At 71.5% G+C, this 21,338-nt stretch carries 13 protein-coding genes; 8 read left to right on the top strand and 5 right to left on the bottom strand.

What is annotated here, in order from left to right; genetic code table 11:
- Positions 1–2 precede the first annotated feature (2 nt).
- Positions 3–3,140 (bottom strand): carboxyl transferase domain-containing protein, encoded by a 3,138-nt coding sequence (locus ACZ4E1_RS24840; RefSeq protein ID WP_467542689.1) that lies wholly within the window; start codon positions 3,138–3,140, stop codon positions 3–5.
- A 97-nt stretch (positions 3,141–3,237) separates the two neighbouring features.
- Between ACZ4E1_RS24840 and ACZ4E1_RS24835 the strand changes: the two genes are divergently transcribed.
- Both ACZ4E1_RS24835 and ACZ4E1_RS24830 read left to right on the top strand, forming a co-directional pair.
- Entirely contained in the window at positions 3,238–3,879 is a 642-nt protein-coding gene (locus ACZ4E1_RS24835; RefSeq protein ID WP_467542686.1) for a TetR/AcrR family transcriptional regulator, read from the top strand.
- Positions 3,880–3,907: 28 nt separating this feature from the next.
- Positions 3,908–5,563 carry an AMP-binding protein gene (locus ACZ4E1_RS24830; RefSeq protein WP_467542683.1) on the top strand — a complete coding sequence of 552 codons (1,656 nt, stop codon included), beginning with the start codon at positions 3,908–3,910 and terminating at the stop codon, positions 5,561–5,563.
- On the opposite strand, the gene ACZ4E1_RS24825 is transcribed toward ACZ4E1_RS24830, so the two are convergent.
- The 3 genes from ACZ4E1_RS24825 to ACZ4E1_RS24815 all read right to left on the bottom strand — a co-directional run bounded on the left by ACZ4E1_RS24825 (position 5,511) and on the right by ACZ4E1_RS24815 (position 7,962).
- Positions 5,511–6,224 carry an HAD family hydrolase gene (locus ACZ4E1_RS24825; protein ID WP_467542681.1) on the bottom strand — a complete coding sequence of 238 codons (714 nt, stop codon included), beginning with the start codon at positions 6,222–6,224 and terminating at the stop codon, positions 5,511–5,513. The genes ACZ4E1_RS24830 and ACZ4E1_RS24825 overlap by 53 nt on opposite strands.
- Positions 6,225–6,256: 32 nt before the next feature.
- Complete coding sequence (locus ACZ4E1_RS24820) at positions 6,257–6,739, bottom strand: Lrp/AsnC family transcriptional regulator (protein ID WP_188340326.1); 483 nt, start codon at positions 6,737–6,739, stop codon at positions 6,257–6,259.
- A gap of 137 nt (positions 6,740–6,876) precedes the next feature.
- Entirely contained in the window at positions 6,877–7,962 is a 1,086-nt protein-coding gene (locus ACZ4E1_RS24815; RefSeq protein ID WP_467542679.1) for a LacI family DNA-binding transcriptional regulator, read from the bottom strand.
- Between the two features lie 259 nt (positions 7,963–8,221).
- Here ACZ4E1_RS24815 and ACZ4E1_RS24810 point away from each other — a divergent pair, with 259 nt between their 5' ends.
- The 4 genes from ACZ4E1_RS24810 (at position 8,222) to ACZ4E1_RS24795 (ending at position 13,264) form a co-directional block, all read left to right on the top strand.
- The gene (locus tag ACZ4E1_RS24810) at positions 8,222–9,496 is read left to right on the top strand and encodes an extracellular solute-binding protein (protein WP_467542677.1); all 1,275 of its coding nucleotides are present in this window, start codon (positions 8,222–8,224) and stop codon (positions 9,494–9,496) included.
- 118 nt (positions 9,497–9,614) lie between these two features.
- Complete coding sequence (locus tag ACZ4E1_RS24805) at positions 9,615–10,607, top strand: carbohydrate ABC transporter permease (protein ID WP_467542675.1); 993 nt, start codon at positions 9,615–9,617, stop codon at positions 10,605–10,607.
- Between the two features lie 19 nt (positions 10,608–10,626).
- On the top strand, positions 10,627–11,547 hold the full coding sequence (locus ACZ4E1_RS24800) for a sugar ABC transporter permease (RefSeq protein WP_467542673.1): 921 nt from the start codon (positions 10,627–10,629) through the stop codon (positions 11,545–11,547).
- 52 nt (positions 11,548–11,599) lie between these two features.
- Positions 11,600–13,264: a glycoside hydrolase family 13 protein gene (locus ACZ4E1_RS24795; RefSeq protein ID WP_467542671.1), complete on the top strand. Its 1,665-nt coding sequence runs from the start codon at positions 11,600–11,602 to the stop codon at positions 13,262–13,264.
- Between the two features lie 54 nt (positions 13,265–13,318).
- Here ACZ4E1_RS24795 and ACZ4E1_RS24790 read toward each other — a convergent pair whose 3' ends face one another.
- On the bottom strand, positions 13,319–14,743 hold the full coding sequence (locus tag ACZ4E1_RS24790; RefSeq protein ID WP_467542668.1) for an alpha-amylase: 1,425 nt from the start codon (positions 14,741–14,743) through the stop codon (positions 13,319–13,321).
- 270 nt (positions 14,744–15,013) lie between these two features.
- On the opposite strand from ACZ4E1_RS24790, the gene pulA reads away from it, so the two are divergent.
- On the top strand, positions 15,014–20,329 hold the full coding sequence (pulA, locus tag ACZ4E1_RS24785) for a pullulanase-type alpha-1,6-glucosidase (RefSeq protein WP_467542666.1): 5,316 nt from the start codon (positions 15,014–15,016) through the stop codon (positions 20,327–20,329).
- Positions 20,330–20,435: 106 nt separating this feature from the next.
- Positions 20,436–21,248 carry a MerR family transcriptional regulator gene (locus ACZ4E1_RS24780; protein ID WP_467542664.1) on the top strand — a complete coding sequence of 271 codons (813 nt, stop codon included), beginning with the start codon at positions 20,436–20,438 and terminating at the stop codon, positions 21,246–21,248.
- The last annotated feature ends 90 nt before the right edge of the window (positions 21,249–21,338 follow it).

Genomic DNA, 21,338 nt, shown 5'->3' with positions numbered 1-21,338 from the left:
GGTCAATGCCGTGCCGTCGCCGGCGTGTCCAGAGCCGCCAGCAGCCAGGCGCGGGAGGCGGCCGGGTCGATGACCCCGTCGATCTCCAGCGCGGCCGCCGCGTTGACCGCCTTGCCGTGCTCGTACAGCTCGGCGACCCGCTCCTGGAAGGCCCGCTCCCGCTCGGCCGGGTCGGCGATCGCCGCGAGCTCCCTGCGATAGCCGAGGCGCACCGCGCCCTCCAGTCCCATCCCGCCGAACTCGCCGCTCGGCCAGGCCGCCGTGGCGAGCGGCGCCCGCGTCGACCCGCCCATCATGGCCATCGCCCCGAGCCCGTACGCCTTGCGCAGCACCAGGCACACGAGCGGCACGGTGAGCCGCGCCCCGGCCACGAACAGATCCGCGAACTGCCGTACCGTCGCCGTGCGTTCGGCGTCCGGGCCGACCATGAAGCCCGGGGTGTCGCACAGCGAGATCACCGGTAGGCCGAAGGATTCGCACAGCCGCAGGAAGCGTGCCGCCTTGTCGGCCGCGTCCCGGTCCAGCGCCCCGCCCAGATGCCCGGGGTTGTTCGCGATCAGCCCCATCGGCCGGCCCTCGACCCGGATCAGCGCCGTCACCACGCCCACCCCGAACCCGCGCCGCAGTTCGAGCACCGAGCCCACATCGGCGAGCCCCTCGACCGCGGCCCGCACGTCGTAGGCCCGCCGCCGGTTCTCCGGCACCACGTGCCGCAGCAGCCGCTGGTCCGGAGCCTCCCAACTGCCTTGCACCCCCTGGAAGTACGACAGATAGGCGCGGGCCGTCCACACTGCCTCCGCCTCGTCGGCGACCGGCAGATCGACCACCCCGTTCGGCACCTGCACCGACAGCGGTCCGATGTCCTCGGGCCGGTGCACGCCCAGACCGCCGCCCTCGATCATGGCCGGGCCGCCCATCCCGATGTTCGCCTCCGGCGTCGCGATGATCACGTCGCAGGAGCCGAGCAGCGCCGCGTTCCCCGCGAAGCAGCGGCCGGACGCGATGCCGACGAGCGGCACCCGCCCGCTGAGCCGGGCCATGTGATGGAACGTCGTCACGTTCAGGCCCGCGATCGCCGTCGAGTCCGTGTCCCCGGGCCGGCCGCCCCCGCCCTCCGCGAACAGCACGACCGGCAGCCCGCGCCGCTCCGCGACCTCCAGCATCCGGTCCGTCTTGGCGTGGTTGTTCATGCCCTGCGTCCCGGCGAGCACCGTGTAGTCGTACGACATCGCGACGACCGGCGCGCCGCCGACCCGGCCCGTGCCGGTCACCATCCCGTCGGCGGGCGTGTCCCGGATCAGCTCCTCCAGCGGGCGCCGCCGCCGTTGCGCCGCGACCGTCAGCGCGCCGAACTCGGTGAACGTGCCCGGGTCGCAGAGGTCCTCCAGATTCTCGCGCGCCGTCCGCCGGCCCGCCGCGTGCCGCTTGGCGACCGCCTCCGGCCGGTTCTCGTCGAGCCCGAACGCGTGCCGCGCCACGACCTCCGCGAGATCGGGCCGCGCCGCGTCGAGGTCCACCGGCCCGGCGTCCTCCCGCTCCTCGGGCCCCGCCTCGCCCGGATCCAGCAGCACCAGCTCGGCGCCCTCGGCGACCGTCTCCCCGACCGACACGCGCAACTCCCGTACGACACCGGCCTGTTCGGCGCGCACCACGTGCTCCATCTTCATGGCCTCCAGGACCACGAGCACGGCGCCCTCGGCGACCGCCCGGCCGGGCTCCGCCTCCACCGCGACGATCGTGCCGCTCATCGGCGCGACGAGCGCGCCCGCGTCCGTGTCCGGCCGGGGCGCCTCGGGCGGCGCCAGTTCCACAAGATGCCGCTCGACGAAGCCCGTGTCGACGCCGCCCGCCGTGAAGCCGGGATGGTCGAGCAGCGCCCGGAGCAGCGGCACCCCCGTCGAGACGCCCTCCACCACGAACTCGTCCAGCGCCCGCCGGGCCCGCCCGCACGCCGCGTCCAGACCGCCGCCCGGCGCGTGCGCGACGACCTTCGCGAGCAGCGAGTCGAAGCGCGTGCCGATCTCCGTGCCGGTGCGCACCGCCGTGTCCACCCGCACCCCGGGGCCCGTCGGCACGTCGAACCGGGTGATCCGCCCGGCGGAGGGCCGCACCGCGCCGTCCGCCGCCGTGACCTCCGCGTTCACCCGCACCTGCACCGCGAAGCCGCGCGGCGCGGGCGGCGCACCGGCGAGCCCCAGGTCCGCGAGCCGCTCGCCCGCCGCGATCCGCAACTGCGCCGCGACGAGATCGACGCCGGTCACCTCCTCGGTCACCGTGTGCTCCACCTGAAGGCGCGGATTGGCCTCCATGAACACGAACTCCTCGCCCCGCACCAGGAATTCGACCGTGCCCACGCCCTCGTAGCAGGCCGCGCGGGCGAGCCGCAGTGCGCTGTCGAGCAGCCGGTCCCGCACCGCCGTGTCCAGTCCGGGCGCGGGCGCGATCTCCACCAGTTTCTGGTGCCGGCGCTGCGCGCTGCAGTCCCGCTCCCACAGATGCGCCACCGCACCCGAGCCGTCCGCGACGATCTGCACCTCGATGTGCCGGGTGCCCTCCCACAGCCGCTCCACGTACAACTCGGCCCGCCCGAAGGCCTGTCGGGCCTCCGAGGCGCACCGCTCCCACGCCTCGTCGAGCTCCGCCGCCGTGCGCACGACGCGCATCCCGCGCCCGCCGCCCCCGCCGAGCGCCTTCACCATCACCGGCCCGCCCGCGAGGAACTCCCGCGCCTCGTCGAGCGAGGTCGCGCCGAGCGTGCCCGGCAGCACCGGCACCTCCGCCTCGACGGCGAGGGCCCGTGCCCGTGCCTTGTCCCCGAACAGGTCGAGGACCTCGGGGGAGGGGCCGACGAAGACGATCCCGGCCTCGGCGCAGCGCCGGGCCAGCTCGGACGACTCGCTCAGGAACCCGTACCCCGGATGCAGATACCCGCAGCCCGTGCGCCGCGCGGCGTCCACCAGACCGGCTGCGTCGAGACAGCCCCCGGCCGCGAGCGCCACCTTCTCGTCGGCGGCCCGCACATGCGCCTCGTCACCCGGCTCGTGCACGGCCACCGTGCGCATCCCCAGCTCGGCGGCCGCGCGCAGCACCCGTACGGCGATCTCCCCGCGATTGGCGACGAGGACGGCGGCAGACCCCATGAGCTCCTCCGAAAAGAGTCGTGGTCGCACGGACGGGTGCGGACGGATGTCCGTCAGCTTCATTGACATTGACGTCAACGTCAATACTCTGGGCCTCGTGGCACGCAGACAGCAGACGCAGCAGGAATGGGCGACCCGCACGGCCCGCGACCGCACGGACGCACCGGCCCGCGGCCGGCTCCTCGACGCCGCCGAGACCGTCTTCGCGCGCCTCGGCCACGGCCCGGCGACCATCGCCCACATCACCGCCGAGGCCGAGGTCTCCCGGGCCGGCTTCTACGTGTACTTCGCCTCCAAGGACGAGGTGTTCCGGGTGCTCGCGGCGCGGGTGCGGGACGCGTTCCTCGCCGCGCAGGACGTGCCGGGCGTCGACACCGACGACGTACCCGCCGTCGCCGCCGCCTCCACCGCCGCCTTCATCACCGCCTACGCCCACCACCTGCCGCTGCTCTCCCTGATCGAGCAGCAGGCGCGCACCGACGCCGAGGTGCGGGCGCTGTGGGAGGAGATCCGCGAGCGTCCCGTGCGCCGCGCCGCGCGCTACGTGCGCCGCGTCGCCGCCGAGGGCCTCGCCCACCCCGTCGTCGACCCGCTCACGCTGTCCCGCGCGGTCGGCGGCATGAGCGTGGAGTTCGCCCGGCTCGTCGCCGAGCGGCCGGACGCCCGCGACGACGCGGTCCGCGACGTGACCGCCATGTATCTGCACCTCCTCGGTATCGGAGCAGCACCGCGGCAGTAGCCGCACACCATGAGTAGGGAGCCGCACGTTGACCACCGGCACACACGTCGAGGCGTACCTGAACGACCTGCGCGCACGGCAGGCGAAGTCCCGCGCGGGCCGCCAGCCCACCCGCACCGTCCATCCCGCGGGCGAGCTCACCGTCCCCGCCCACATAGCCCGCTGGGCCGCGCTCCATCCCGATCGCCCCGCCCTGGTCACCGACGACGGCACGCTCGACTACCGCACCCTCGACGACCTCTGCGCCCGCGTGGCCGGCCGGCTGCACGACGAGGGCGTAGGGCGCGGCGACCGCGTCGGGGTCTTCCTGCCCAACGGCGCGCGCTTCGTCGTCACGATGCTCGCCGTGCTGCGTCTCGGCGCCGTGCACGTGCCCGTCAACCCGATGTTCCGCGCGGCCGAGCTGCGGCACGAACTGTGCGACGCCGCCCCCGAGGTCGTCGTCACCCACGACCCGCTGCTCCCCGTCCTCGACGAGGTGCGCGCCGACACCCCCGTCCGCACGGTCCTCGCCGACGCCGAATGGCCCGCCGCGACCGCGCACGCCCGGCACGAACCGATCGCCGACGACCTCGACGCGCTCGCCGCCCTCAACTACACGGGCGGCACCACCGGCATGCCCAAGGGCTGCGAACACACCCAGCGCCACATGGTCTACACGGCCACCGCCATCGAGAACGGCCGCGCCGCGGACCCCGCCGCCCGCGCCGAGCGCATCGTCTCGCTCTGCTACCTGCCCGTGTTCTGGATCGCCGGCGAGAACCTCGGCATCCTCGCGCCGCTCGTCTCCGGCGGCACCAGCGTGCTCCTGGCCCGCTGGAACGCGGGCGCCGTGCTGCGCGCCATCGGCGAGCACGGCGTCACCACGCTCGCCGGCACCGTCGAGAACTACCTCGAACTCCTCGACCACCCCGAGCTGGACCGGCACGACCTGACCACCCTGACCGCCCCGCTCACCGTGTCCTTCATCCGCAAGCTCACCCCCGACATCCGGGCCCGCTGGAAGGCGGCCGTCGGCGAGCACAGCGTCCTGCGGGAGGCCTCGTACGGGATGACCGAGACGCACACCAGCGACACGAACACGCTCGGCTTCCAGGATGGCGACCACGACCTGATCAGCGACCCCGTCTTCTGCGGACTGCCGGTGCCCGGCACCGACTTCATGGTTGTCGACTTCGTCACCGGCGACCCGCTGCCGCTCGGCGAGCGCGGCGAGATCGTCGTCCGCGGCCCCTCCGTCCTCACCCGCTACTGGCGCGCGCCCGCCGCCACCGCGAGCGCCCTGCGCGACGGCTGGCTGCACACCGGCGACATCGGCGCCCTCGACGAGGACGGCTGTCTGCACTACCTGGGCCGCAACAAGGACATGATCAAGGTCAAGGGCATGAGCGTCTTCCCGACCGAGGTCGAGACGCTGCTCGGACAGCACCCCGAGGTGCTCGCCGCCGCGGTCGTCGCCGTGCCCGACCCCGACAGCGGCGAGCGCCCCCACGCGTTCGTACGGGTCGCCGAGGGCTCCGCGCTGACCGGCGAGGCCCTGCGCGCGTGGGCCGCGACGACCATGGCCGGCTACAAGATCCCGCAGGTCGTCGAGGTCGTCCCCGAGCTGCCGCTCACCCCGACCGGGAAGATCAGGAAGACGGAGCTGACCGCTCGAGCCACTCGCACGCGGCCCGCGCCGTGAACTCCTCCTGACCGCCCTTGAAGAGCAGGTCCACGGTGGTGAACGCGGGGTCGCCGGCCTGCGCGGCGACGTACGGGACGGCGATGCAGCGCATGCCCGCCGCGTGCGCCGCCGCGGCCCCCGGCGCCGCGTCCTCCAGGACCACGCAGTGCCCGGGCGCCACCCCGAGCCGGCGGGCCGCCTCCAGGAAAACGTCGGGGGCCGGCTTGCCGTGCTCGACCTCGTCCGCCGAGACGTACCGCGACAGCAGTCCGGTCAGCCCCGTGCCCGCGAGGATCGCGTCGATGGTCTCCGGCGACGAACCCGAGGCGACGATCATCGGGACGCCCTCCGCGTGCAGGTGCTCCACGAACAACCGCACCTGCGGGAACACGTGCGTCTCGGCGCGGGCCAGCTCCAGATAGCGGGCGTTCATGTCGTCGAGCAGCTCGTCCGCGGGCGCCGTGATGCCGTACCGCCGCTTCCAGATCCCGATGGTCTCCAGCGTGGAGATGCCGACGTACTTCTCGTGGTCCGCCCACGTGAAGTCCGTGACGCCGTACCGGGCGAGCGTGCCGAGCGCCGCCCGGAAGTAATTGGGCTCGCTGTCCACGAGGGTGCCGTCCAGATCGAAGACGACGGCCGTGGTGCCGAGCCGGTACGCGGGCAGATGGTCGCTCATGCCTTCCAGCATGCAGGAACCGGCGGCCCGGATCACCTGCGCTCGGCGGCCGCGCGCCCGATCGCCTCGACCAGCGGCAGCACCCGGTGCGGGACCCGCTCGCGCAGGGCCACCTCGGTGCGGGTGCGGACGACTCCGGGCAGCCGGTTGAGCTGCTGCACGATGTCCTCCAGATGCCCCGCGTCGCGCGCCGCGACCCGCGCCAGGAGGTCGCCGCCGCCGGTGATCGAGTACGCCTCGATGATCTCCGGCACGCCCGCCAGGTCGTCGCCGACGTCGGCGAGATGCCCCTGGGTGACCTCGATGTGCACGAACGCCAGCACCGGGTGCCCGAGCGCGGCGGGGGAGAGGGTGGGCGCCGTCCCGGTGATCACGCCGTCCCGCTCCAGACGGTCGAGCCGCGCCTGGAGCGTGCCCCGGGCGACCCCGAGAATCCGCGCGTACTCGCGCACACTCGTACGCGGCTGCTCCAGGAGCAGCCGCAGGATACGAGTGTCGAGCTGGTCCACGGCCATCGGCGGTGTGCTCCCTACGGCATGGCGGCAGTCGGTACGGATCGAGCGCCGCCGACTGTACCAATGGCCCGCCACACCTGCCCGGCGAGGGAGACGGGCGAGGCGATTCCCTCGCGCGCCCCCTGAGGACCGCCCCCTCAGGCCCGTCCCGTCACCCCGGGGCCCGATGCCGTCGAGCCGCGCACCACCAGTTCCGGCATAAAGACGAACTCGGTGTGCGGGGTGGGGGTTCCGCCGATCTCCTCCAGGACGGCGCGGACTGCCGCCTGGCCCATGGCCTGCACCGGCTTGCGTACCGTCGTCAGCGGTGGATCGGTGAATGCGATCAGCGGGGAGTCGTCGAAGCCGACCACCGAGACGTCGTCCGGGACCTCCAGGCCCCGCCGGCGCGCCTCGCGGATCGCGCCGAGGGCCATCATGTCGCTCGCGCACACGATCGCCGTGCAGCCGCGGTCGAGCAGGTCGGAGGCCGCGGCCTGGCCGCCCTCCAGGGTGTAGAGGGAGTGCTGGACGAGCTCGCGTTCGATGTCTTCGGGGGCCAGAGAGAAACGGTCCTGCATCGCGCGCACGAAGCCCTCGATCTTGCGCTGCACCGGCACGAACCGCTTCGGGCCGAGCGCGAGCCCGATGCGGCTGTGCCCGAGCGCCGCGAGATGGGTGACGGCGAGCTGCATCGCGGCCCGGTCGTCCGGCGAGATGAACGGCGCCTGCACCTTCGGCGAGAAGCCGTCCACGAGCACGAACGGGACGCCCTGGGCGCGCAGTTGCTCGTAGCGCTGGGTGTCGGCCGTGGTGTCGGCGTGCAGCCCGGAGACGTAGATGATGCCGGTGACCCCGCGGTCGACGAGCATCTCGGTCAGTTCGTCCTCGGTGGAGCCGCCGGGGGTCTGCGTGGCGAGCACCGGCGTGTAGCCCTGGCGGGTCAGCGCCTGGCCGATGACCTGCGCGAGCGCCGGGAAGATCGGGTTCTCCAGCTCGGGCGTGATCAGGCCGACCAGGCCCTCGCTGCGGCGGCGCAGCCGGACCGGCCGCTCGTAGCCGAGCACGTCGAGGGCGGCGAGCACGGACTGCCGGGTGGCCGAGGCGACGCCGGGCTTCCCGTTCAGCACGCGGCTGACCGTCGCCTCGCTGACACCGGCCTGCGCCGCGATGTCGGCCAGGCGGGCGGTCGCGGGCGGGGACGGCACGGGCCGACGGCCGGCCTGTGCGGGCAGCTGCGTCATCGCACTCCTTGCAGAACAACAGGACAAGACCTCAGATGATCCCTGTGTGACGGCTCCGTGGCAAGACCTTGCAGAGCCTTGCAGCCGGGCAACTGGCAGCAAAACCAGGCAAACCGCATAACGCTTGCAGCTCCGGCTGCAAAATTTTTCAGCAAGGTCTTTCGTACGGCTTACCGCGCTGTTACGTTCACGTCGCCCGGCGGCCGCAGCGGCCCAGTCGGCAGAGCCAAAACGGGCTTACACCCCTCTAGGAGATCTCATGCGGCGTGGCATAGCGGCCACCGCGGTGGTGGCGTCCCTCGCACTCGCGGCGACGGCCTGCGGCGGAAGTGACGAGGACGGCGGCAAGGCGTCGGGCCCGGTCACCATCACCTGGTGGGACACCTCGAACGCGACGAACGAGGCCCCCACGTACAAGGCCCTGGCCAAGGAGTTCGAGAAGGCGAACCCCGGCATCAAGGTCAAGTACACCAACGTGCCGTTCGACCAGGCGCAGAACAAGTTCGACACCGCCGCCGGCGCGAGCGGCGCCCCGGACGTGCTGCGCGCCGAGGTCGGCTGGACGCCCGCGTTCGCGAAGAAGAGCTACCTGCTGCCGCTCGACGGCACCGAGGCCCTCGCCGAGAAGGACAAGTTCCAGCCGAGCCTGATCAAGCAGGCCCAGTTCGACGGCAAGACCTACGGCGTGCCGCTGGTCACCGACACCCTGGCCCTCGTCTACAACAAGGCGCTCTTCAAGAAGGCGGGCATCACCGAGGCGCCCACCACCTGGGAGGAGCTCAAGGCCGACGCGGCCAAGGTCAAGGACAAGACCGGCGTCGACGGCTACTGGGCCTCCACCGCGGGCTACTACGCCCAGCCGTTCCTCTTCGGCGAGGGCACCGACACCGTCGACGCCCAGGGCAAGAAGATCACCATCTCCTCCGCCGCCGCCAAGAAGGGCCTGACCACCTGGAAGGGCATGTTCGACGGCAAGGGCCTGCACAAGGCCGACGCCACCGCCGACGCCTACGCCCACATCCAGGACGCGTTCGTCAGCGGCAAGGTCGCCGCGATCGTCCAGGGCCCGTGGGAGATCACGAACTTCTACAAGGGCTCGGCGTTCAAGGACAAGGCGAACCTCGGCATCGCCACCGTCCCGGCCGGTTCGGCCGGCAAGGCGGGCGCCCCCACCGGCGGACACAACCTGTCCGTCTACGCGGGCTCCGACAAGGCCCACCAGGAAGCGTCGCTCAAGTTCGTCAAGTGGATGACCTCCGCGAAGACGCAGGAGCAGATCGCCCTGAAGAACTCGACGCTGCCCACCCGCGAGGACGCGTACACCGCGAAGGTCACCGCCGACCCGGGCATCGCCGGCTACCAGAAGGTGCTCCCCGCCGCCCAGCCGCGCCCCGAGCTGCCCGAGTACAGCTCGCTGTGGACGCCGATGGACCAGGAGCTCCCGAAGGTCGCCACCGGCAAGGAGTCCCTCGACAAGGGCCTCGGCAACCTGGAGACCGCCTTCACCAAGCTGGTCCCCGGCTTCACCAAGTGACCCCGGCGGTCCAGTACTGACCCCGGCGGTCCCGTAGCGCAAGCGGCCGGTTCGCGCCCCGAAGGGGGAGGGCGCGAACCGGCGTCGAACCGCCCCGCCCCATGCAGAAGGTGCCCGCATGACCCTCGCCGTCGACCGACCGGCCACCCAGAGCCGCCCGCCGCGCCCCGGACCGATCCGGCGCCTCAAGGACTCGTACCGCACGTACTGGTACGCGTACGCGATGATCGCCCCGGTCGTCGTCGTGCTCGGCGTTCTCGTCGGCTACCCGCTCGCACGGGGCTTCTACCTGACGCTCACCGACGCCAACAGCCTGAACTCGGCGCGCACGATCGGCGTCAACCACATCGAGGCCACTTACCAGTTCATCGGCCTCGACAACTACGCAGACATCCTGTGGGGCCCCGCCTCCTACGACCGCTTCTGGTCCCACTTCATCTGGACCGTCGTCTGGACGGTCGTCTGCGTCGCCCTGCACTACGCCATCGGCCTCGGCCTGGCGCTGCTGCTCAACGAGAAGATGCGCGGCCGCACCCTCTACCGGCTGCTGCTCATCCTGCCCTGGGCGGTGCCCACCTTCGTCACCGTCTTCGCGTGGCGGATCATGCTCGCCGACTCCGGGATCATCAACTCCACGCTCGGCTCGCTGCACCTGCCGCAGCCGCAGTGGCTGGAGGATCCCACGTTCCAGCGGATCGCCGCGATCCTCGTCAACACCTGGTGCGGCGTGCCCTTCATGATGATCTCGCTGCTCGGCGGACTCCAGTCCATCGACTCCTCGCTCTACGAGGCCGCCGAGATGGACGGCGCGAACGCCTGGCAGCGCTTCCGGCACATCACCCTGCCGGGCCTGCGGTCCGTGAGCTCCACCGTCGTGCTCCTCGGCGTGATCTGGACCTTCAACCAGTTCGCGATCATCTTCCTGCTGTTCGGCAACACGGCGCCGGACGCCCAGATCCTCGTCACCTGGGCCTACCGCCTCGGCTTCGGCCAGCAGCCGCGCGACTTCGCCCAGTCCGCCGCGTACGGCGTGCTGCTGCTGTCGATCCTCACCGTCTTCACGACCTTCTACTACCGCTGGTTGAAGCGCAATGAGCAGCTCGCCGTCTGACGCCGCAGGAGCCCCCACCATGAGCACCACGACCGCACCGCAGATCCCCGCGGCACCGACCACGTCCGACGACGACCGCCCGGCCGGCAAGGCACCCAAGGTGCGCCGCCGGGGCGAGCGCGGCCCGCTGGGCAAGGCGGTCGCGCACGGCGTCCTCGGCATCGCGAGCCTCGTCGCCCTGTTCCCGATCGTCTGGCTCGTCTACCTGTCCTTCGGCCCGGACAAGGACGACTACCTGCACCCGGGCGGCATCGCGGGCAAGGCGACACTCTCCAACTACTCGCAGGTGTTGCAGCACACCAACTTCTTCCAGTGGATGGAGTCGACGCTGATCATCGCGCTCGGCACCACCCTCGTCGGCGTCCTGTTCGCCGCGACGACCGGCTACGCGGTCTCCCGCATGCGCTTCCCCGGCTACCGGCCGCTGATGTGGGTCCTGCTCCTCACGCAGGCGTTCCCCATCGCCGTCCTCATCGTGCCGATGTACGAGATCTTCTCGGAGCTGGGCCTCATCGACACCTACCAGGGCGTCATCCTGGTCAACTGCACCACGATCGTGCCCTACTGCACCTGGCTGATGAAGGGCTACTTCGACACCGTCCCGATCGAGATCGACGAGGCCGGCCGGATCGACGGGCTGAGCCCCTTCGGCACCTTCTGGCGGCTCATCCTGCCGCTGGCCAAGCCGGGCATCGCCGTCGCCGCGTTCTACAGCTTCATCACGGCGTTCGCCGAGGTGCCCTTCGCGTCCACGTTCCTGCTCGACGACTCCAAGTACACCTTCGCGGTGGGCCTGCAGAGCTTCATCAGCGAGCACGACGCCCAGTGGAACCTGATGGCCGCCACCGCGGTGTTGATCGCCATTCCGGTCACCGCCTTCTTCTACCTTGTCCAGAAGCACCTGGTCACCGGCCTCACGGCAGGCGGCACCAAGGGCTGAACCCCCACCCACGACCGACCAGTTGCCAGCTCCTTCCCGCAGCAAGGACACCATGAGCCAGCACCCCACCGACACCGCACCGGCCGGCGCCACGACCACCCGCGAGGCCGCGGACTGGTGGCGCGACGCCGTCATCTACCAGGTCTACCCGCGCAGCTTCGCCGACAGCGACGGCGACGGCACCGGTGACCTCGAAGGCATCCGGCAGCGCCTGCCGTACCTGCGCGACCTGGGCGTGGACGCGGTCTGGCTGAGCCCGTTCTACGCCTCCCCGCAGGCCGACGGCGGCTACGACGTCGCCGACTACCGGGCCGTCGACCCCATGTACGGCACCCTGCTCGACGCCGACGCCGTCATCCGGGACGCGCACGGGCTCGGCCTGCGCGTCATCGTCGACCTCGTGCCCAACCACTCCTCCGACCAGCACGAGTGGTTCAAGCGCGCCGTCGCCGAGGGCCCCGGCTCGCCGCTGCGCGAGCGCTACCACTTCCGTTCCGGAAAGGGCGCGCACGGCGAACTGCCGCCCAACGACTGGGAGTCCATCTTCGGCGGCCCCGCCTGGACCCGGCTCCCCGACGGCGAGTGGTACCTGCACCTCTTCGCCCCCGAGCAGCCCGACCTCAACTGGGAGCACCCGGCCGTCGCCGACGAGTTCCGCTCCATCCTGCGGTTCTGGCTCGACATGGGCGTCGACGGCTTCCGCATCGACGTCGCCCACGGCCTCGTCAAGGCCGAGGGCCTGCCCGACCTCGGCGGCCACGACCAGCTCAAGCTGCTCGGCAACGACGTCATGCCGTTCTTCGACCAGGACGGCGTCCACGCGATCTACCGCTCGTGGCGCCTCATCCTCGACGAGTACGACGGCGACCGCATCTTCGTCGCCGAGGCGTGGACGCCGACCGTCGAGCGCACCGCGAACTACGTGCGCCCCGACGAGCTGCACCAGGCCTTCAACTTCCAGTACCTGGGCGCCCCCTGGGAGGCCGAGGAGCTGCGCCGCATCATCGACAGCTCCCTCGACGCCATGCGCCCCGTCGGCGCCCCGGCCACCTGGGTCCTGTCCAACCACGACGTCACCCGGCACGCCACCCGCTACGCCAACCCGCCGGGCCTCGGCACCCAGATCCGCACCCCCGGCGACCGCGAGCTCGGCCTGCGCCGCGCCCGCGCCGCCACCCTGCTGATGCTGGCCCTGCCCGGCTCCGCCTACGTCTACCAGGGCGAGGAGCTCGGCCTGCCCGACGTCACCGACCTGCCCGACGAGGTGCGCCAGGACCCGTCGTTCTTCCGCGCCCAGGGCCAGGACGGCTACCGCGACGGCTGCCGGGTGCCGATCCCGTGGACCCGCACGGGATCCTCGTACGGCTTCGGCAGCGGGGGCAGCTGGCTGCCGCAGCCCGAGAGCTGGGGCGAGCTCAGCGTCGAGGCGCAGACCGGTGTCGCCGGCTCCACCCTGGAGCTGTACCGCGCCGCGCTCGCCGTGCGCCGCGACGAGCCGGGCCTCGGCGCCGGCACCGACGTGACCTGGGACGACGAGGTGCCGCCGGGCATCCTGCGGTTCGACCGGCCGGGCTTCGCCTGCACGGTCAACACGACGGGCACCGCCGTGCGCATCACCGCACCCGGCCGGGTGCTGCTCGCCTCGGGGCCGGTCACGGTCGCGGACGGTCTCGTCGAGCTGACCGCCGACACGACCGTGTGGTGGGCCACCGCGTAGGACATGAGGAAGAGGGGGCCGGTGCTCGGTGCACCGGCCCCCTCTCCCGATCCGCTAGCCGTGGAAGGCGACCGCGCCCTTCGCGGGCACAGTCAGTTCGGCCTTGCCGCCGGAGACGGTGACCGAGGTCGCGCCACCGTCGATCACGTTCGCGTACGTGCCGTCGGGCAGGCCCGTCGTGTACGTGAAGGTGTGGGCGTCCGCCGTGTTGTTGAGCGCGACGAAGCCCTTGTCACCACGGCCGAAGCCGATGACGTTCGAGGCCGGGGACTGCCAGTTCGCGACCTGCGCGTCCCCGACCGCGTTGTGCCAGCCGACCATCCCGGCCACCGCCGCGTCCCGGTCGACGCAGGCCCAGCCGCTGCCGCAGTCCGTGCCGGTGACGAAGCCGTTGCCGTCGTTCGGTGGCGCCTGGTCGCTCTGGTCGAAGGTCCAGGCGGCGTACACCGACGGGCGGCCGTACCCGCGCGCCAGCTGGAACACGTTGGCCAGCGTCGCGGTCGCGCCGTCCTTGTAGCTGAGCGTGTAGCCGTTGCGCTCGGTGTCGTGGTTGGTGACGAAGGAGTTGGAGTGCGCCTCGTCGGCGAGCCCCCAACTGCTGCCGAACGACGCCAGGTTGGCGATGTCGCCGCCCTGGAACTGGGACTTCATCGCGGCGGCGTACGTGAAGTCGAGGACGTCGCCGTTGTTGTAGTAGTCCCCGAGGGCGGGCGGGTTGCCCGGGTAGACCTCCTGCGTGATGTAGGGGGCGTCGCCCGCCGTCGTGGTGTGCAGCGCGCCCACGATCGCGTTCAGGTCGCCCGTCTCGATGTGCTTGGCGGCGTCGATGCGGAAGCCGTCGACGCCCAGGTCGATCTGTGTGTTGAGGAACCCGGCGATCTTGTCCCGCACGCCCTGCTCGCCCGTGTCGAGATCGGGCATGCCGAGCAGTTCACAGTGCTGGACCTCGTACTGGTCGGACCAGTTGGCGATCGTCTTCTTGCAGTCGTCGCTGTCGGCCGGGTCGTAGTCCGGGGTGTCGTAGCGGTCGCCGATCGTGGTGCCGGCGTACCCGGTGCCGGTCTGCGCGGCCGTGTGGTTGACGACGGCGTCCGTGTAGACCTCGATGCCCGCCGCATGGCAGGTGTCGATCATGTCCTTGAAATCGCCCGCGCTGCCGAAGCGGCTGTCGAGCTTGTACGAGTACGGCTGGTAGACGTCCCACCAGTAGAAGTTCTCCTGCTTGAGGGACTCCTCGGGCGGCGCGACCTGGACGGCGCCGTAACCGGCCGGGTCGAGGACGTCGGTGCACTCCTTGCCGACGGACTTCCAGTTCCACTGCCACAGGTTGGCGATCACGTCGCCGTTCGCCACGCCCGTGTCGGCGGCAGCGGCGGGCTGTGCGGGCAGCGTGACGACGCCGCCGAGCGTCAGTGCGCCCAGAGCGAGCGCGGTCGCGGTGGCCCGGCGGCGCCGGGCACGGGTGGGGGGTCGATGCATGTGCGGCTCCTGAATGGGGGGATTCCGGCGCTTTCGTCAGGGCCGGAGGGAGGGCAACGCTCCGTGAGCCTGCGGGAGTTGAGAAGGCCACGTCAAGAACCCTGCTGAAAATTCTTGCTGTTGCTTGCAGAACTCTTGCAGTCGACTTCCAGCAAGCGGTACCGTCACGCGGCGGACCGGGGCTCCTCCCCGCTGCCCCGGTCCCCAAGGCCCCGGCCCTCGTCGGCCCGCGCCTCCCCAAGAGCCCTGATTCCGCGAGGAGTTCACGCCTTGAGCCGCACCCGTCCCATCCCGCGCAGACGGGCCGCCGCGTACACCGCGGCCGCCGCCCTCCTCGTCACGCTCGCCCAGCCGCTCGCGGCCCGTGCCGCGGCCCCGCCCGCGCCGCCCTACGACGCGCAGCTCGCCGCCGCGCCCGCCCGCCACGACCTGACCCGCGAGCAGTACTACTTCGTCCTGCCGGACCGTTTCGCCAACGGCGACAGCGCCAACGACAAGGGCGGGCTGACCGGTTCCCGGCTCGCGACCGGCTACGACCCCACCGACAAGGGCTTCTACCAGGGCGGCGACCTCAAGGGCCTCACCGAGCGGCTCGACTACATCAAGGACCTCGGCACCACCGCGATCTGGATGGCGCCGATCTTCAAGAACAAGCCGGTGCAGGGCGAGGGCGACAACGCGTCGGCCGGCTACCACGGCTACTGGATCACCGACTTCACCCAGGTCGACCCGCACTTCGGCACGAACGCGGACCTCAAGCGCCTCATAGCCAAGGCCCACGCCAAGGGCATGAAGGTCTTCTTCGACGTCATCACCAACCACACCGCCGACACCGTCGACTACGCGGAGAAGCAGTACGGGTACCGCCCCAAGGGCGCCTACCCCTACCTCGACACCGACGGCCGCCCCTTCGACGACAGCAAGGGCGTCACCGCGAAGGTTGACGAGGACTCCTTCCCGTACACGCCGAAGAACACCGGCGAGATGGTCCCGTCCTGGCTCAACGACCCGACGATGTTCCACAACCGCGGCGACTCGACCTGGGAGGGCGAGTCCACGACGTACGGCGACTTCTCCGGGCTCGACGACCTGTGGACCGAGCGGCCCGAGGTCGTCCGGGGCATGGAGAAGATCTACGAGACCTGGGTGCGGGACTTCGACGTCGACGGCTTCCGCATCGACACCGCCAAGCACGTGAACATGGACTTCTGGACCCAGTGGGCCACCGCTCTCGACCGGTACGCGGCGGCCCGCGGCCGGAAGGACTTCTTCATGTTCGGCGAGGTCTACTCCGCCGACACCGACGTCACCGCGCCCTATGTCACGCGCGGCCGGCTGGACGCCACCCTCGACTTCCCCTTCCAGGACGCCGCCCGCGCCTACGCCTCCCAGGGCGCGAGCGCGGACAAGCTCGCCAAGGTCTTCGCCGACGACTACAAGTACGCCACCGACCGGGCCAACGCGTACGAGCAGGTCACCTTCCTCGGCAACCACGACATGGGCCGCATCGGCACTTTCCTCAAGGCCGACAACCCCAAGGCCTCCGACAAGGAGCTTCTCCGGCGCGACCGGCTCGCGCACGAGCTGATGTTCCTCTCGCGCGGCAACCCCGTCGTCTACTACGGCGACGAACAGGGCTTCACCGGCGCCGGCGGCGACAAGGACGCCCGCCAGACCCTCTTCCCCTCGAAGGTCGCCGACTACCTGGACGACGACGAGCTCGGCACCGACCGCACGCACGCCGACGCCGCCTACGACGAGCAGCACCCCCTCTACCGGGACATCGCCGCGCTGGCGAAGCTTCGCAAGCAGAACCCGGCCCTCACCGACGGCACACAGAAGGAGCTCTACGCCAAGGACTCCGTGTACGCCTTCTCCCGCACCGGCGAGGACCGCGAGTACGTCGTCGCCGTGAACAACGCGCAGGAGGACAGGACGGTCCAACTGCCCGTCGAGTCCGCCGCGTTCGGCACCGTCTACGGCGTATCGGGCCAGGTGAAGGCCGAGAGCGGGCGTGTCGAGGTGACCGTCCCCGCGCTCTCCTCCCTCGTCCTGCGTGCCGACGCGAAGCTCCCGAAGACGACCACCGCCCCGCAGGTGTCCCTCACCGCCCCCGCCGACGGCGCCACCGGCACCGTCACCCTGAGCGCGGACCCCGGCGCCACCGCGTCCCCGCGCGTCGTCTTCGCCGCGCAGGTCGGCGACGGGACATGGCGCACGCTCGGCTCGGTCGACCACGCCCCGTACAAGATCACGCAGTATCTGCCGGACACGGTGAAGGCGGGCACGGCCCTGCGCTACAAGGCCGTCGTCGTGGACCGGGACGGGCGCACCGCGAGCGCGCTCGCCTCCTCCACGGCCGGGCAGGCCCCGGCTCCCGAGAAGCCGACGGCCGTCGACCGCGACCACGTCGTGGTCCACTACCGGCGCACCGACAAGGACTACACCGGCTGGACCCTCACGTCCGGTGACAGCAAGGGCGAGTTCGTCGGGCGGGACGCCTACGGAGCCTTCGCCTGGGTGAAGGTCCCCGACGGGGCCGGATCGCTCAAGTACACCGTCGAGAAGGACGGCTCCGCCGACGGCCCCGAGCGCACGATCGACCTCGGCAGGACCGGCGAGGTCTGGATCGAGCAGGGCGCCGACGGACAGAAGACCACCCGGCCCGACGGGGTCTACCCGCCGCAGGACGCGACCAAGGCCGTCGTCCACGTGCGCCGCGCCGACGGCGACTACGACGGCTGGGGCCTGCACACCTGGACCGGCGCCGCGAACCCCACCGACTGGGCGAAGCCGCTCCAGCCCACCGGCAAGGACGCGTTCGGCCTCGTCTTCGAGGTGCCGCTCGCCGAAGGGGCCACCAGCCTCGGCTACATCCTCCACAAGGGCGACGAGAAGGACATCCCCACCGACCGCTCCCTCGACTTCGGCACGTACGGCAAGGAGGTGTGGCTCAACGCGGGGGAGAGCGGCTACCTGCTGCCGTCCCTCAGCGGCGGCGGTGACCTCGACCTCGGCAAGGCCGAGGCGCAGTGGATCGACGCCGACACCGTCGTGTGGAAGGTGAAGGCCGGCTCCGGCACCAGCGAGCAGCTCGTCTACGCTCCCGAGGGCGGCATCACCGTCGAGGACGGCGCGCTGAGCAGCGAGGGCCACTGGCTGCGGCTGAACCCGGGCACGCTCACCGACGCCCAGAAGGCGAAGTACCCGCACCTCAAGGACTACCCCGCGTTCACGATCGACCCCCGCGACCGCGACCGGGCACGCGACGCGCTGCGTGGGCAGCTGATCGCCACCCAGCGCGCGGCGAACGGCGCCCTGCTCACCGCGACCGGTGTCCAGCTCCCCGGCGCACTCGACTCCCTCTACGGGACGGCCGCCGCGAAGGCCGGGCTGGGGCCCGTGTTCAAGGGGGACAAGGTCACGCTGTCCGTGTGGGCGCCGACCGCCCAGGACGTCTCCCTCGACCTCGACGGGCGGACCGTGCGCATGCGCCGCGACGCGGCCAGCGGCGTCTGGTCGGCCACCGGCCCGGCCGCCGCCTGGCGCGGCAAGCCGTACCGGTACGCCGTGCGCCTCTGGGCGCCGAGCGTCGGCGAGCTCGTCACGAACAAGGTCACCGACCCCTACTCGCTCGCCCTCACCGCGAACTCGCGGCGCAGCCTCGTCGTCGACCTCGCCGACCGGGCCCTCGCCCCGAAGGGCTGGGCGGACCTGAAGAAGCCGAAGGCCGTCGCGATGAAGGACGCGCAGATCCAGGAACTGCACGTCCGCGACTTCTCCGTCGCCGACACCACGACTCCGCAGGACGACCGCGGCACGTACCGCGCCTTCACCGACCGCGACAGCACCGGCTCGAAGCACCTGCGCGCCCTGGCCGCCGCCGGCACCTCGTACGTGCACCTGCTGCCGGCCTTCGACATCGCGACGATCCCCGAGAAGAAGTCGGAGCAGACGACGCCCGACTGCGACCTCGGCTCGTACGCGCCCGACAGTGACCGGCAGCAGGCCTGCGTCACCAAGAGCGCCGCGAAGGACGCCTTCAACTGGGGCTACGACCCGCTGCACTACACGGTCCCCGAGGGCTCCTACGCCTCCGACCCGGACGGCACCCGGCGCACCGTCGAGTTCCGGCAGATGGTCCAGGCCCTCAACCAGGACGGCCTGCGCGTCGTCATGGACGTCGTCTACAACCACACGGCGGCCGCGGGCCAGGACGACAACTCGGTCCTCGACCAGATCGTCCCCGGCTACTACCAGCGGCTGAACGCGGACGGCACGGTCGCGAACTCGACCTGCTGCGCCAACACCGCGCCCGAGAACACCATGATGGGCAAGCTCGTCGCCGACTCCGTCGTCACCTGGGCCAAGCAGTACAAGGTCGACGGCTTCCGCTTCGACCTCATGGGCCACCACCCCAAGGCCAACATCCTGGCCGTGCGCAAGGCGCTCGACGAGCTGACGGTCGCGAAGGACGGCGTCGACGGCAAGAAGATCATCCTCTACGGAGAGGGCTGGAACTTCGGCGAGGTCGCCGACGACGCCCGCTTCGTCCAGGCCACGCAGAAGAACATGGCCGGCACCGGCATCGCCACCTTCTCCGACCGGGCCCGTGACGCCGTGCGCGGCGGCGGCCCCTTCGACGAGGACCCCGGCGTGCAGGGCTTCGCCAGCGGCCTCTACACCGACCCGAACACCTCGAAGGCCAACGGCACCCCCGCCGAGCAGAAGGCCCGGCTGCTCCACTACCAGGACCTGATCAAGGTGGGCCTGTCCGGGAGCCTGGCCGACTACTCCTTCACCGACACCGCCGGGAAGAAGGTGAAGGGCTCCCAGGTCGACTACAACGGCGCACCCGCCGGCTACGCCGAGGCCCCGGGCGACGCCCTCGCCTACGCCGACGCACACGACAACGAGTCCCTCTACGACGCGCTCACCTACAAACTGCCGAAGGAGACGTCGACCGCCGACCGGGCCCGGATGCAGGTCCTCGCGATGGCCACCGCCACGCTCTCGCAGGGCCCCGCGCTCTCCCAGGCGGGCACCGACCTGCTCCGCTCGAAGTCCCTCGACCGGAACTCCTTCGACAGCGGCGACTGGTTCAACGCGATCCACTGGGACTGCCGCACGGGCAACGGCTTCGGGCGCGGCCTTCCGCCGGCCGCCGACAACGAGGCGAAGTGGCCGTACGCCAAGCCGCTGCTCTCCTCCGTCCCGGTCCCGGGCTGCCAGGACATCGACGGCGCCTCCGCCGCGTACCGGGACCTGCTGAAGATCCGTACGGCCGAGCCCGCCTTCCACCTGGCCACCGCGGCCGAGGTCCAGAAGGAACTGTCCTTCCCGCTCTCGGGCACCGACGAGACCCCGGGCGTGCTCACCCTGCGCCTCGGCGACCTCGTCGTCGTCCTCAACGCGACGCCCGAGCGGCAGAAGCAGACGGTCGGGGAGCTGGCCGGCACGGCGTACGGCCTGCACCCGGTGCAGGAGAAGGGAGCCGACGAGGTCGTACGGACGTCCTCGTACGAGAAGGGCTCGGGCACCTTCACCGTCCCGGCCCGCACGGTCGCGGTCTTCACCCGCGGCTGACGGCGCGGCTCCGATGGTGCGCATGATGTCCGGGACGACTGGAAGCGGGGCTCGGTGGGGGACGCTTGACCCTCACACCGTGTGAGCCCGTGTACTCGGAGACACCATGTTCACCATCGGAGACTTCGCCCGACACGGCCGGGTGTCGGTCCGGATGCTGCGTCACTACGACGCGACCGGACTGCTGCGCCCCGCCCATGTCGACCCCGCCACCGGATACCGCCACTACACGGCCGCCCAGCTCGCCCGGCTCAACCGGCTGATCGCACTGAAGGACCTCGGCTTCACTCTCGCCCAGGTCGGGGAGATCCTCGACGAGAAGGTGGACGCCGGGGAACTGCGGGCGATGCTGCGGCTGCGCCGCGCCGAGCTGGCCGCGGAGATGGCGGCGACGGCGGCCCGGCTCGGCCAGGTCGAGGCGCGGCTCCGGTCCATCGAGAGCGAGGGACTCATGCCCGGCGACGACATCGTCATCAAGCACCTGCCCAGCCGCCGTGTGGCCGAACTGACCGCGGTCGCACCGGACTTCGAAGTCGGCACCATCGGCCCGGTGATCCAGCCGCTGTACGGGGAGCTCTTCCGGCGTCTGGAGGCGGCCGGCATCGCACCGACCGGGCCCGGCGTCGCCCGCTACGAGGACGCGCCGGGCGGCGGGATCCTCGTCCACGCGGGCGTCGAGGTCACCGCGGCGCCCCGCGAGGACGACGGCCTGCGCATCCTCGACCTGCCGCCCGTCGAACGGGCCGCCACCCTCATCCACCGCGGCTCCATGGAGACGGTCCTGCCGGCTGTCCAGATGCTGGCCCACTGGATCGACGCACACGGTCATCGCTCCGCCGGATACCCCACCGAGGTAAACCTGGAGTGCCCCGAGAACCGCGACGACTGGGTCACCGAACTCCAGGAACCCCTGGTCTGACCTGCGGTTTCATCCGTTCCGCAGCTGCGTGGAACAGGCCCCGCCGGACCCGTCCGGCGGGGTTATACGCGTCCCCCCGCTTGGTATACA

The organism is Streptomyces sp. NPDC025806 (genome assembly GCF_055558275.1).
The sequence above is the reverse complement of the archived record's forward strand: the minus strand, read 5'-3'. Positions and strand labels throughout refer to the sequence as shown.

What these genes read in the sequence shown, in the direction of transcription:
- ACZ4E1_RS24790 (WP_467542668.1), bottom strand. Translation starts at nt 14,743, where the DNA reads ATGCATCGACCCCCCACCCGTGCCCGGCGCCGCCGGGCCACCGCGACC.
- ACZ4E1_RS24780 (WP_467542664.1), top strand. Translation starts at nt 20,436, where the DNA reads ATGTTCACCATCGGAGACTTCGCCCGACACGGCCGGGTGTCGGTCCGG.
- ACZ4E1_RS24840 (WP_467542689.1), bottom strand. Translation starts at nt 3,140, where the DNA reads ATGGGGTCTGCCGCCGTCCTCGTCGCCAATCGCGGGGAGATCGCCGTA.
- ACZ4E1_RS24825 (WP_467542681.1), bottom strand. Translation starts at nt 6,224, where the DNA reads ATGAGCGACCATCTGCCCGCGTACCGGCTCGGCACCACGGCCGTCGTC.
- ACZ4E1_RS24810 (WP_467542677.1), top strand. Translation starts at nt 8,222, where the DNA reads ATGCGGCGTGGCATAGCGGCCACCGCGGTGGTGGCGTCCCTCGCACTC.
- ACZ4E1_RS24800 (WP_467542673.1), top strand. Translation starts at nt 10,627, where the DNA reads ATGAGCACCACGACCGCACCGCAGATCCCCGCGGCACCGACCACGTCC.
- ACZ4E1_RS24795 (WP_467542671.1), top strand. Translation starts at nt 11,600, where the DNA reads ATGAGCCAGCACCCCACCGACACCGCACCGGCCGGCGCCACGACCACC.
- ACZ4E1_RS24805 (WP_467542675.1), top strand. Translation starts at nt 9,615, where the DNA reads ATGACCCTCGCCGTCGACCGACCGGCCACCCAGAGCCGCCCGCCGCGC.
- ACZ4E1_RS24815 (WP_467542679.1), bottom strand. Translation starts at nt 7,962, where the DNA reads ATGACGCAGCTGCCCGCACAGGCCGGCCGTCGGCCCGTGCCGTCCCCG.
- ACZ4E1_RS24820 (WP_188340326.1), bottom strand. Translation starts at nt 6,739, where the DNA reads ATGGCCGTGGACCAGCTCGACACTCGTATCCTGCGGCTGCTCCTGGAG.